The 13,600-nt window shown below is 38.9% G+C and carries 11 protein-coding genes; 10 read left to right on the top strand and 1 reads right to left on the bottom strand.

Translation table 11 applies throughout. The annotated features are described in order from the left end of the window. Positions 1 to 3: 3 nt before the first annotated feature. The 10 genes from KFE94_06895 (at position 4) to KFE94_06850 (ending at position 11,607) form a co-directional block, all read left to right on the top strand. Positions 4 to 930 carry a DUF58 domain-containing protein gene (locus tag KFE94_06895; protein ID UTW67834.1) on the top strand — a complete coding sequence of 309 codons (927 nt, stop codon included), beginning with the start codon at positions 4 to 6 and terminating at the stop codon, positions 928 to 930. Continuing rightward, on the top strand, positions 923 to 1,405 hold the full coding sequence (locus KFE94_06890) for a DUF4381 domain-containing protein (GenBank protein UTW67833.1): 483 nt from the start codon (positions 923 to 925) through the stop codon (positions 1,403 to 1,405). Before KFE94_06895 ends, KFE94_06890 begins: the two co-directional genes overlap by 8 nt. After that, entirely contained in the window at positions 1,398 to 2,396 is a 999-nt protein-coding gene (locus KFE94_06885; GenBank protein ID UTW67832.1) for a VWA domain-containing protein, read from the top strand. Before KFE94_06890 ends, KFE94_06885 begins: the two co-directional genes overlap by 8 nt. Then, positions 2,396 to 4,120, top strand: a complete 1,725-nt coding sequence (locus tag KFE94_06880) for a VWA domain-containing protein (GenBank protein ID UTW67831.1) — start codon at positions 2,396 to 2,398, stop codon at positions 4,118 to 4,120. Before KFE94_06885 ends, KFE94_06880 begins: the two co-directional genes overlap by 1 nt. Then, positions 4,114 to 5,406, top strand: coding sequence for a BatD family protein (locus KFE94_06875; protein UTW67830.1), 1,293 nt, complete (start codon positions 4,114 to 4,116; stop codon positions 5,404 to 5,406). The genes KFE94_06880 and KFE94_06875 overlap by 7 nt, the downstream gene beginning before the upstream one ends. A gap of 65 nt (positions 5,407 to 5,471) precedes the next feature. Next, positions 5,472 to 5,912, top strand: coding sequence for a PaaI family thioesterase (locus KFE94_06870; GenBank protein UTW67829.1), 441 nt, complete (start codon positions 5,472 to 5,474; stop codon positions 5,910 to 5,912). A 29-nt stretch (positions 5,913 to 5,941) separates the two neighbouring features. Continuing rightward, positions 5,942 to 6,364 carry a (4Fe-4S)-binding protein gene (locus KFE94_06865; protein ID UTW67828.1) on the top strand — a complete coding sequence of 141 codons (423 nt, stop codon included), beginning with the start codon at positions 5,942 to 5,944 and terminating at the stop codon, positions 6,362 to 6,364. Positions 6,365 to 6,426: 62 nt separating this feature from the next. Next, a complete protein-coding gene (locus tag KFE94_06860) occupies positions 6,427 to 8,517 on the top strand; it encodes a hypothetical protein (protein UTW67827.1) in 2,091 nt (696 codons plus the stop codon). A 6-nt stretch (positions 8,518 to 8,523) separates the two neighbouring features. Continuing rightward, positions 8,524 to 9,105 (top strand): Crp/Fnr family transcriptional regulator, encoded by a 582-nt coding sequence (locus KFE94_06855; GenBank protein ID UTW67826.1) that lies wholly within the window; start codon positions 8,524 to 8,526, stop codon positions 9,103 to 9,105. 69 nt (positions 9,106 to 9,174) lie between these two features. Further along, positions 9,175 to 11,607 (top strand): arylsulfatase, encoded by a 2,433-nt coding sequence (locus KFE94_06850; GenBank protein UTW67825.1) that lies wholly within the window; start codon positions 9,175 to 9,177, stop codon positions 11,605 to 11,607. 79 nt (positions 11,608 to 11,686) lie between these two features. Here the strand turns inward: KFE94_06850 and KFE94_06845 are convergent, their stop codons facing one another. Then, entirely contained in the window at positions 11,687 to 13,585 is a 1,899-nt protein-coding gene (locus KFE94_06845) for a hypothetical protein (GenBank protein UTW67824.1), read from the bottom strand. Positions 13,586 to 13,600: the final 15 nt, after the last annotated feature.

Raw genomic sequence — 13,600 nt, 5'->3', positions numbered from 1 at the left:
ACGATGAGTGAAGAATATCCAAAAGACGTATTTGTATCGTTGGAGGAATTACTCCAAATGAGTCGCTATGCCAAAGGTTTTTCATTTAGAGCGCGAAAGCAAAAAGTGCGAAGCATTTTGGCGGGTAAATACGCTTCTAAATTAAGAGGCCGGGGAATGGACTTTGAAGAAGTGCGTCAATACGTCCCAGGTGATGATATTCGAAACATCGATTGGAAAGTAACCGCAAGAACCCAAAAAACACATTCAAAAGTATTTACTGAGGAAAAAGAGAAACCGGTTTTGATTGTGGTGGATCAATCCAAATCCATGTTTTTTGGTTCAGTTAAAAAAACAAAATCCGTAGTAGCAGCAGAGTTAGCTGCGATGATTGCATTTAAAATTCAAAAAGAAGGAGACCGTGTGGGAGGATTGATTTTTACGGATCAAGGTGCCGATGCAGTACTACCTAAAAGAAATAAAAAGAATACGCTGAAGTTACTGGAGCGTATTGTCCATCACAATCACAACCTGAAACAAAATGCTTCGGGAGATCGTTCCGTAGCGCTTCGAGAAGCCATTTCGAAGTTGAGAAATATTGTAACCCATGATTTCTTAATTGTAGTGATAAGCGATTTTGTATACTATTCGGATGAGGTGGTGAAAAACCTTTCGCGATTGGCGCAGCATAATGATGTGTTACTGGCCAAAGTATTCGATCCGATTGAAAGAAAAATCCCTCGTGAAAAAATGATTGTAGGAGATGGAAATCATCAAATTATGGTGGATGGGCAGCGCAAGAAAGTATCGGAAAAATTCACAGCCGGGTTTGATCAGGATCTAACAGATTTTGAAACCAAAATGAAGAAGTTCAGAATTCCATTGATTCGGATGAATACCATTGATCCGGTCGATGAGCAAATCAAAAGAGCTTTTAATTCCCATGAATGATTCTTTAAACATATCGACAGATTTAAAGATGAAAGCGCTTTATGAGCCGGAAGCGGTAGCTTTTTCGTTTGAAACGGTAGGGTGGCAAATCCTCTTTATAGTAGCTGGAGTATTGATATTAGTGGGCTTGTTTTTTATCACAAGAAGTTATATCCGTAATGCGTATCGTAGAAAAGCGATTGCGTTGATTCAGGTGATTACAGTTAGATATAACTCAAAACAAGATGTGCATTGCTTTACAGATTTGATGGTCGTTCTAAAACAAGTTGCAATGACCACTTACGGGAGAACACATGTGGCCGATTTAAGTGGGGTGGAATGGTTACAATTTTTAGAAGAAAAAGGAAAAGAAACACCATTTTCTAAGTTCGAATCCATATGGAATCAAGCATTATATAAAAATGAAGCCCCTTCAAATGAAGATGCTTTAAGTGTATTTGGTTTAGCAAAAAAGTGGATAAAAACGCATGCCTGAGAATTTTGAAATAGCGCATCTGTGGGTATTTTGGTTAACACCATTACCGCTGTTGGTGTATTTGTTGATTCCGGCTATGCGCATGAAAAGTGCTTCGTTGATTTACCCGAATTTTGAAAATGCGCAGGGTTATACTGATCAAAAACCGCGTAGCGCATCCATGATCCGAAGACGTAATATTTTCAGATGGATTGTCCTGGTTGGGATTTGGGTATCCTTATTAGTTGCAGCCTCTTCTCCACAATTGGTGGGTAAGCCGGAAATGAAAGTGAAGACCTCCAGAAATTTCTTAGTGGTGGCTGATATTTCATTCAGCATGGCAAAAAAAGACTGGGAAATTGATGGAAAACGAGTGCGAAGATGGGATGCGGTTAAATCGGTGATGCATGAATTTATCCAAAAGCGAGAAGGAGATCGAATGGGGTTGATCTTCTTTGGTTCAGCCGCCTATATTCAGGCTCCTTTCACACCAGATTTAGAAGTTGTAGACCAAATGTTGGAAGAAGCAGATGTGGGATTTGCCGGACAGATGACACATATCGGTAAAGCCATTATGAAGGGAATGGAGTTATTCGATAACGATACCATCGAAAACAAGGTGATGTTGGTGATCACAGATGGAGTAGATGCCGGATCGGAAATATTGCCTTTAGATGCGGCAGATATGGCGCAAAAAGATTCTATTTTGATTTATACGATTGGTATTGGAGAACCAGGAACGCAAGGTTCCGATTTGGATGAAAAAACACTTCGGGAAATCTCGAATATGACTAAAGCCAGATATTTCAGAGGGAAAGATACTGAAGCACTGGAAGAAATATATGAGGAATTAGACCGATTGGAGCCCATAGAATACGAAGAAGAAACCTATAAACCTGTGACACTTTTATATCACTATCCGCTTGCGGTTGCGGTAGTACTGAGTTTAGTGATGTTGTTTGTTACCACGGTTTGGGGAGTGATACGAAAATTAATGCATCCGGTTAAATGATGGCGCAATGGACACATATCGATTGGGATAAGTTTCATTTTCTGAGACCGGAATATCTATGGCTTTTCTTGCCCATTGGTTTGATATTGATTCTTGGGATTTTAAGTTTTAGAGATGAAGAGCGATGGAAACAACATATTGCAAGTCACTTAAGACCATATGTGATTCAAAAAGGAAGTAACCAAATGAGACTGTGGATTCATATCTTCCTGATGTTTTTTCTAAGCGTTACGGTTTTAGGTCTCTCAGGTCCAACGTGGAGTGAGATTAAAGTTCCGGGAAAAATTCTGGAAACCCCGGTGGTTATAGCTTTGGATCTTTCTCAAAGTATGATGGCATCCGATATTCAACCCAATCGTTTGGACCGTGCGAAGTTTAAGATTAAAGATTTGTTAGCTGCGGATCCCAAATCTCGAATGGCATTGGTGGGCTTTGCAGGCACTGCACATACTATTATTCCGTTGAGTCGTGATTATCGAATTATAAACAGTCATTTGGATGGTTTGGGCCCACATATAATGCCGTATCAGGGGACAAATTTTGAAATGCTGTTCGATGTGGTAGACACCATAGTGGCCATTACAGATGCGCCATCCAGATTGATTTTATTTACTGATGAGATTTCGGAGGCATTGTTTCAATCGGTTCAAAATTATATCCAGACAGAAGGTCGAAATGTGGTGATCGTTCCGATGAATACCACACTAGGAGCGGAAATCCCACGACTGGGTAGTACTGTATCAATAAGAGATAAGGATGGTGAGGTGGTTCGATCTGCATTGGATCAGGATATAGTTTTAAAGTTGGGAGCGCTGTCGCAAGTTGAGATAAGCCAGTTAACGTTGGATAAAAGCGATATGGAAAAACTGGCACAAGAGATCAGTACCAACTTAAACTTTCAGGAAAAAGATGGCCTGAAAGAAGATGATTGGGAAGATCAGGGGTGGGTACTGATCATTCCATTGCTGTTATTGACTTTAGTCTGGTTCAGAAAAGGATTTGTAATATACTCCATACTGTTTGTGATGGCCTTGCAATCTTGTGATTCTGATACCGCGTTTAGCGATTTTTGGTATACTAAAGATTATCAGGGACAGAGATTGTTCGATGCAGGGGATTATGATTCTGCAGCAGTGGTTTTCGAAGACCCTATGCGAAAAGGAGTAGCGTATTATAAAGCCGGGAATTTTGAAGCGGCTATTCAGGCCTTCAGTAAAGACACTACTTCCAATGGAATGTACAATTTAGGATTGGCCTATTACCAAAATGGAAATATTGAAGAAGCACAAATGGCTTTTGGAATGGCGGTAGAATTGGACCCCAATATGGAAGCCGCTCGAGTGAATCAAAAGATGTTGGATGATGTGATACGTGGACAAGATGAAGTAAATCCGGAAGATGCGACAGAATCTCAGCCTTTGGATAATTCCAAAAACATAGAGAACAAAGACATGGAAGACCTGAGCGGAGGCGGACAAGAGGCGACTAAGGAAGACATGCAACGCGAAAGGAAAGAAGAAACAGTATCTACCGATATCCGTAAAGGAAAGGAATTAGATGAGGTGCCGGATGATATTGATTTTGGGAATTCTCAACGGATGGATCCACAGAAAGTTTTGATGCGAAAAGTGGATGATGATCCTGCGTTATTCTTAAAGCGTAAATTTAAATATCAAGCCCAAAAGAGAGGTCTGAAACCAAAAGAGGGAGCTAAGAAATGGTAAGATGGCTGAAGACATATGGAATGTTTGTTGCGATGATTGTGGTATCATTTTCGGGATGGTCACAAAGACATCTCTGGACTGAAGTTCAGGTAAAACCTTCGTATGTATACATAGGACAGCCAGTAGAAGTTACCGTTTCAGTATTTACAAGTACGTGGTTTACTCAGGGAGTTCATGTACAGAATATCCAGGTAAATGATGCATTTACGGTGTATTTTAGATCATTGAGTACCTCCAAAGTTATTAAAGGAAAAACGTATGCTGGAGTTCAGTTTTTTTACAATGTATTCCCATATTCAGATGAGGATATTGTTTTTCCAGCTCTGGAAATTGAGGTAGAAACCCCGGATGCAGGAGATTACAAAGGTGTAAAACGAAAAGTCAGGACTACACCCAGAAAAATCAGGATTAAACCAATTCCTCCTGGAATTCAATCTGAAGATTGGTTGGTAACACACCAAATGACGGTCCGAGATTATTGGAGCGGTGATCTAAAAAATGTCAAGGTTGGAGATGTCATTGAACGCTCTATTTATCGTGAGGCTGCCGGAACAGTATCGGAGCTGATTCCACCAATTGTTTGGGATAGTCTGGACGGGGTGAGTTTATATCCTGATAGAATGAGTGCGCAGAATCATAAATCTAAAACGGCCATTAGTGCGGAACGAACGGATAGGATGCGTTATTTGTTTGAAAAAGAAGGCGAAGTAGTATTTCCTGAAATGGAAGTGATGTGGTGGAATCCGAGGTATAAAAAAATATATAAGCGAACATTAAAAGAAGTGGTTGTTTATGTGAATCCAAATCCGGATTTAGGGATGTTGGAAAGTATAAAAGACTCCTTAAACATTGCTCAGGCTCAAGCTCGGGAAGATGAAATTGCGGATAAAGAATTTAGTTTTTGGGGATTAACTATAAAAGAATGGAGTGTTTTAATTCTGGCACTTATTGTAGGTGGATATGTATTGAAAAAATGGATTTGGCCTTTGATCATGTGGGCAAGAGGTAAATATCTCAAATATCGAGTTTCCGAACGTTATTATTTTAATCAGTTTCTGGTCCGAAAATGGAGTGGAAATTCTGATCATTGGAAAACTGCGTTGTATCGTTGGATTGATGAGTTAGAAGTAATAGAGCCATCGGTGAAGTATTTAATTGAAACCTACGGTAATCCTGATAAATCAATTGAAACCTATGGAATTCAGGATTGGCTGAGGTTAAGAAAAAGGTATCTCCGTAGAAATCAAAAAAGTACCCATTCCAATTGGATGAACCCCACAGGATAGTACCGTAAAATTGGCTCAAAAATTATATCTTTCGGTCAGGATGTAAATCACCACAAAACAATTGTATGAGCCAGGAAGAACACTATCGAAAATTAGAGCGCATGTATTTACAGGCGAATGTCAATACCATGATTTTTGATACCACTACATGTCATATTTCTGAAGGAAAATCTGAAATTGGACTGTGTATTTCTGAGAAGTATTTTCATGCTTTAGGAGCCATTCATGGTTCCGTGTATTTTAAGCTATTAGATGATGCTGCGTTTTTTGCGGTGAATTCGGTGGTGAGAGATGCTTTTGTGTTGACCACATCATTTAACATTCAGTTATTACGACCGGTGAATAAAGGAATCATAAAAGCGGAAGGCAAGGTACGGTTTGTGTCTAAAGAATTATTTGTGGCTGAATCTGTACTCTATAATGAACGCGGTAAAGAAGTGGCTACAGGAACCGGAAATTTTGTAAAAAGCAAAGTACAATTAACCCCAGAGATCGGATATGAATAAATCAATATAAACTAAAATTGGATCGAGATATGAAGAGAGAAATTACTAAAAAGTACATCAAAGATGATCTGACGATTATATGGCAACCTGCAAAGTGCATACATGCTGCGGTATGTGTCAAAATGTTACCGGAAGTATATAATCCCAATGAGAAACCATGGATTAAGCAAGAAAATGCTAGCGTGGCTGAACTTAAAAAACAAATTGATGCGTGTCCATCCGGAGCTTTGTCCTATACTGATGGAACTGAATCGAAATCAGCAGATTCCAGTCCGGTGGAAGCATCCGTAATGAAAAATGGTCCGATGTTGATCAAGGGTGATCTTAAAATTAAAGGCGTAGATGGAGCTATTGAAATAAAATCCGGAATGACTGCGATTTGTCGCTGTGGAGGATCGGGTAACAAACCGTATTGTGATGGTGCACATGCCAAGATTGGATTTGAAGGATAAAAATTAAGAATTGCTTTTTAGTCCGATTGGAGAAAAATTACATTTGCCAAAATCGTTTGTTAATGCTAAGACTTGTAGGATTCGTTTGCCTAACCCTGTTGTTGGTAGGATGTGCTGAAAATGGAGAGAAAAAACCTTTTAAAGCGGAGCCGATAACATATCATAACGAATATGTAGGTGCTGAATCCTGTAAAGAGTGTCATGCTGATGCCTATAAGGATTGGAAAAAATCTGATCATTATTTTTCAATGCAGCCTGCGACTTCAGAATTTGTAAAGGCCAATTTTGAACAGAATTTTAAAGCAGATCAGATTTCGTATCAGTTTACCATTCAGAATCAAAAATATTTTGTTGAAATTTCTGAGGCAGGTAAGTCTCAGAAATTTGAGGTCGCTTATACATTCGGTACATATCCTCTACAGCAATATTTGTTGCGAGCTGAAAACGGGAGGTTTCAAACCTTAAGAGCGAGTTGGGATGTGGAACAAGAGAAATGGTTTCACCAAAGTGCAGGTGATGTCATAGAACCACATGATTGGCTGAGTTGGTCTAAAGGCGGACAAAACTGGAATACCATGTGTTCCTCATGTCATTCTACGCATGTGCGAAAGAATTACAATGAAAATACCGATGTATTTAATACAACCTATGAAGAGGTGAATGTAGCTTGTGAGTCATGTCATGGACCGGGAAGTGAACACATTCGTTCGCATCAACAAACTGAGGTGTCAGATCCATATGCGGTGGTCAATTTGTTAGATCAAAAAAATCAGGTAAATACCTGTGGAACATGTCATGCCAGGAGGACGATGTTGGAAGATTTGGGTGATCCTCATTCGGAATTCCTGAACAGATATTTCCCACAAACTTTAAATAATGCTTTTTATGAAGCAGATGGGCAAATTCAGGAAGAAGACTTTGTTTATGCGTCCTTTTTGTCCAGTAGAATGTATCGCAATCATGTAAAATGTTCGGATTGTCATAATTCGCATTCGGGCCATTTAAAACAACAGGGAAATGCGCTGTGCTTACAGTGTCATGAGAATTCATACGATAGTAAATCGCACCATCATCACGAAGTTGGTCAGGCCGGGGCAGAATGCATCAGTTGTCATATGGATGGTAAGATGTACATGGGAAATGATTATCGAAGAGATCATAGTTTTAGAATTCCAAGACCGGACCAATCTGTAAAATATGGAACATCAAATGCATGTAATTCATGTCATAAAGATCAATCGGCAAAATGGGCTGCAAATCATGTAACTAAATGGTTTGGTCCGGAAAGAGCATATCATTTTTCGGATGATTTAATTCCGGGTTCGGAGCTGGGAGATAAGGCTTTGATGCATTTAAAGAACCTCTTGGAAAATGATTCTGTTTCCGGCATTGTAAAAGCTACTGCTGTAGATTATTTACAATATGTACCGGAAAGAGAAGCCGGAGAACTTATCGTTGGAGCGTTGGTTCATCCAGATCCTTTGGTGCGCCAGAATGCCTATGCTGTGTTGGTTCATTTTCCCCAGGAGGTTAAAGATACGTATGCCATGAAGGGATTGAGTGACCCGATCAAAGCGGTGCGTCTCATGGCGTTTAGGTGTTTAATCGGAATTGATTTGACAAAACTTACCTCTAAGAGTTATGGACTTTGGAATGATGTGCAAGCAGAATACATGACTTATTTAAAAGCCAATGCAGATTTCCCTTCAGGACAAGTTATGCTAGGAGAATATTATCAGCAGGTAAAAAATGATCAGAAGTCTATCGTAGCATTTAAACGCGCTTTAAAAATGGACTCTTTGATTTTGAGTCCGTATACCAATCTGGCAATTATTTATAGTGGTAAAAATGATTTGATGGCGGTAAGAGATATTTTGAGTGCTGGGTTAATACATTTTCCGGACCAGGCTGCGCTCAACTATTATATGGGTTTAAATGAAGGCATGTTAGAACAATCTGATCTACAGAAAGAATATTTGCAAAGAGCATACGAATTGCAACCATCTAATGCTAGATATGCGTATAATTATATTCTAACATTGTATCAGACGGATCAAAAAAATAAAGCCAAACAAGAATTACAGAAAGCCCTGAAATTGCAACCTAACAATCAAAGATTATTGGAGTTAAATACGTATTTCTCCCAAAACTAAACGACTATGCTCTATTCCAGTGAAGAACTAAAAAACCGGGTTTTACATTTTTTTCCGAACTTAAGTGATGCAGCTTTGGATGAGTTTTTATCCATATGTAAGTATAAAAAAGCAGGAAATAAAGAGATTATTCTAAAAGGTGGGAGTACCCGTAAAAATGTGATTCTGCTATTGTCAGGTTCAGCCAGAGCTTTTTCACTAGATAAAGAAGGAAAAGAGCTCAATAACTTTATGCGTTACGAAGGTTATTTAATTGCGGATGCCAAAGTGTTTGGGGATGAGGTTCAGATACTGGAAGTTGAATCAATAGGTGAGGTACATTACTTAAAATTCAATATCGGGAAACTGGAAGAATTGAGCTACGAAAGCAAAGAATTGTTGAGTTTTTACCTGGACTTTCTAAAGGAAATTATTTTAACCTTATCACATCGGGTGGGCACATTTGTAACTATGAACCCTAAAGAACGCTACGAAGATTTGTTGAGATGGAATCCCAAGTATTTGCATTCGGCATTTGATAAAGATGTGGCGAGCTTTATTGGAATCAAACCGATTACCCTATATAGAATCAAAAAGGAGGTAGAGTAAAACCTTTCAAATGATGGTTTTTTGTGATTTTGCGGGTGCTATTTTCGTAGAATCTAAATATAAACCATTATGAACAAGATAAAATTGGGCATTGCACCTGTGGCTATGGCATTGGCTATTAGTCTCCTATCAGGCTGTAATTCGACCCCAAAAGAAACCACAAAAAAAGAACCTTCTGCTTCTAAATTTAATGGAGAAATTGCTTTAGATGTTAGAGATTCTAAATCAGATTGGACTCCATATACACCCAAAGCAGCACCAAAAGGGGCTCCCAATATTTTATTTATTCTTTACGATGATACCGGACTAGGTGCATGGTCACCATACGGTGGAAGAATCAATATGCCGACAATGGACAAACTAGCTGCGAATGGTTTGACTTATACACAATGGCATACAACCGCTTTATGTTCGCCAACCAGATCTACAATTCAAACGGGAAGAAATCACCATTTAAATGGAATGGCTGCAATTACTGAAACTGCAGATGGGTTCCCAGGTTCTAATGGTAGAATGGGACCAGAGGTGACTCCACTTTCTAAGATTTTGCAAGACAACGGATACAGTACTTTCTGGATTGGTAAAAACCATAATGTGCCAGAGCAAGATGTAGCCTCGGGTGGTAGTAAAAAACAATGGCCTTTACAAATGGGTTGGGATCGTTTTTACGGATTTATTGGTGGAGAAACCAATAACTGGTACCCGGATTTGATTGAGGATAACCATTTCGTTGAACAAGAATATGGACCTGAAGATGGATATCACTTATCAAAAGATTTAGCAGACCATGCTTTGGGAATGTTGCAAGACCAACAAGCGACAAATCCGTCAAAACCCTGGTATATGTGGTATAATCCTGGAGCAAATCATGCACCACACCACGCACCACAAGAGTACATCGACAAATACAAAGGAAAATTTGATGATGGGTATGATGTGTATAGAGAATGGGTAACCAATAGGATGATTGAAAAAGGAATTTTACCGGAAGGTACGGTGAATACCCCGATGAATCCAATGCGTGAGGATATGGCTGCTGCTATTGATAACGTCCGTCCGTGGAACACTTTAACGGATGATGAAAAGAAATTATTCGCACGTATGGCTGAGGTATATGCTGGATTTTCAGAGTATACGGATGTACAGGTTGGAAGAGTGATTGATTATTTGGAAAAAAGTGGTCAACTGGAAAATACCATCGTTTTATATGCTGCGGATAATGGTGCTTCTGGAGAAGGGTCTCCAAATGGATCAGTAAATGAAAACAAGTTCTTTAATAACTTCCCGGATGAGCTTTCTGAAAATATGAAGTATTTGGATGTTTTAGGCGGCCCTGAAACATATGAGCATTATCCAACTGGGTGGGCATCTGCGTTTTCTGCACCATTTAAAATGTTTAAGCGTTATTCTCAATATGCTGGAGGAACCAATGATCCGTTGGTGATTTCATGGCCAAAAGGAATTCAGTCCAAAGGCGAAATCAGACATCAGTATCACCATTCTGTGGATATCGTTCCAACATTGTTAGAGGTAATTGGTTTAGAAATGCCGGAAACGTATAATGGAGTAAAACAAGTGCCTTTATCTGGTGTGTCAATGGCCTATACATTCGATGCGAAGCCTAATGACCCTACTGAAAAAGATGTACAGTATTATGCGATGTTAGGATCAAGAGGAATTTGGAAAGACGGATGGAAAGCAGCTGCTGTTCACGCACCGCTTTCAGGAAAAGGAAACTTCGATAAAGATGATTGGGAATTGTATCATGTGGCGGAGGATAGGTCAGAGTCTAAAGATTTAGCGAAAGAAAATCCGGAAAAACTACAAGAATTAATTGATGCCTGGTTTGTTGAAGCAGAGAAAAATAATGTGCTTCCATTGGATGATAGAAGTGCGGCAGAGATATTAACTATTGAAAGACCTTCTCAAGAACCAGCTAGAGATAGATATGTATACTATCCAAATACAGCTCCGGTACCGGAAGGTAATGCGGTAAATATTAGAGGCCGCTCATATAAGATTTTGGCAAACGTAGAGATTACTGAAAATTCTTCAGGTGTGGTATTTGCACATGGATCTCGTTTCGGTGGCCACTCATTATTTATCAAGAATAATAAATTGTATTACGTGTATAATTTCTTAGGAATTAAACCAGAGCAGGTTTTTGAATCATCAGTGAAATTAACTCCGGGGAAATATACTATCGGAATGGAGTTTGTTCGTGAAAGTACTGGTGATAAAGGAGAGTCTATTGGAACTACGAAATTGTATATTGATGAGAAGTTAGTAGCTGAAGGCCCGATGAGAACTCAACCAGCTAAGTTTACACTTTCAGGTGATGGATTATGTGTTGGATATGATAGTGGTGATGGGGTTAGTGAATTATATCCTAATCCAAGTAAGTTTTCAGGAGGTATCATTGATTTTGTAGCGGTAACTGTAGAAGGTACCCCATACATCGATTTAGAAGCGGAAGCGAAAAGAGTTATGATGAGTCAATAGTTGGAGATTCCGTACAGGAAAAAAGGGGTAAGAACTGAATTCTTACCCCTTTTTGTTTTAGCTAACTAGTGTCTGGTTTTTAATAGGAACCGCCAATCGGACGGGTATTCAAGCTGGTGTTTTCAAAATGAGGTAAGTTTTGTGGACGATGATTCAGAGAAGTGGTATCACTTAATGATTCCATAAATAAAACCAAATCTTCGATTTCCTGATCTGTGAGATGTAAGGAATCGCTCGGTAGCGTTTGATGCGGGATATTAAATCCATGTCCGGTGCCACCACCATTATTGTAAAAATCGACTACCTGCTTGAGCTCAGTGTAAACGCCATTGTGCATATAAGGGGCCGTGTATTCTACATTTCTAATCGTAGGCGTTTTAAAAGATCCTTTGTAAAACTGGAGTGGAAATACTTTATATCGTCCCATATCGGTATCCCATGATGTATTATCTGCGGTAGCCGGAACACCAATCACTTCAAATTCTGAATCTTGAAATAGGGGAGGTACCAATCCATAGAAAGTGGGAGGGAAATGGCAGGTAGCACAAGTCGCTTTACCCATAAAAACATTAAACCCATTCTCCACCCGTGGATCAATTGAATTGGTTTCTTTTCTCATATACCTATCGAAAGGAGAGTTGTAAGAATTCAGGGTACGGATATATTGACTTAATGCGGATTTAATGTCCGCAATTCCAAATTCCTCAGGAACGATTTCTCTATTATAGGCTTGAGTGTATAAACTTAGATATTCAGAACTAGTACGAATTTTCATAACAACCTCAGCCACGGAAGAATTGAACTCGTCAGGATTTAATGCCACATGATCAATTTGATCATTTAAGTTCCCAGATCGGCCATCCCAGAAAAAAGCATCTTGTGTGGCAGCATTCAAAACAGTTGGAGAATTACGTGCAACAAAACCATCTTGTTTAAAGTTTTTACTGGTCGTATAACCATCAGTAAAAGCCTTTTCAGGTAAATGACAAGAAGCACAGGCACGTTCATTATTGGCAGATAGAATAGGATCAAAGAATAGTTTTTCTCCAATTTGAGCTAATGCTTTGTTTTCGGTTTCCTTTCCGATTTTAGAGTATGCATATGGATTTAGGAAATCTTCTGCAAAAAGCTGTGTAGCGAAGTAATTTAGTTTTTGAGGGATAGAAGATACCAAATCTATAGTTTCGATCTGACAATCCTGATGTAGATCTAGAAGCGAGCCATAAATAGGGTCCATAAAGTTGCGAATAAAATACGCACGATTGAAAGTGTCGAAATCCTGTTTTTCTTCGAGGTAAAGTTGTGCTTGTTTGAAAAGAGTTTTTAACTCTTCTGGTGCTTTAGAGTTTTGTCGAGAGGCAAAGTCATAATACTGAGAAATATTATACTTTATTGCTTTTAATGCCGGTGAAACACCAGGTAGTGAATTGCCAAACACCGGAGAATCAAAACCGGTAATCCCCATGGTTTCGATGCGTAAAATTTCCTGACGTGCAGATTCAAAGATCTGACGATCTTCCAGATGAAGTTTTTGCGTACGCTCTTTTAAGTAAGCACTTTTTTTAATCAAAAAATGCGTTTGAGCTAAAGCATCAGTGATATGTGCTTCATCTTCGGCAAATAGAGCTTCTTCCAAAACCTGTAAACCTGTTGGTTTTTCTACATCAGATACAATAACATCGGTATACACCGTGTTTAATGGCGCTCCATTAAATGATTTATCCAATGTAGGAAAGAAATATGCTGTAAGTGGTTCAATACGTTTGTATTGTAGTTTTAGTTCTACGAAATCTTCAGGTGTAACATTGTTGGATTTTACCTTTTGGGAAAATACTTCCAGTTGATCTTGAAATAACTGAATTTGCTTCACCCACTCTGTTTGGATGGATTGTGTGGCCATGTTTTGAGTCTCAATTTGAAAAGAATTCAAAAAGTAAATGGCTCCAATGAGTGTAAATAAGAAAATAAGACGTTTCATAGAAAATGTTTTAAA

It is taken from the genome of bacterium SCSIO 12643 (genome assembly GCA_024398135.1).
Taxonomy (GTDB): Bacteria; Bacteroidota; Bacteroidia; order Flavobacteriales_G; family Salibacteraceae; genus CAJXZP01.
Note: the sequence above shows the minus strand (reverse complement) of the source record. Positions and strands in the feature narration are given on the sequence as shown.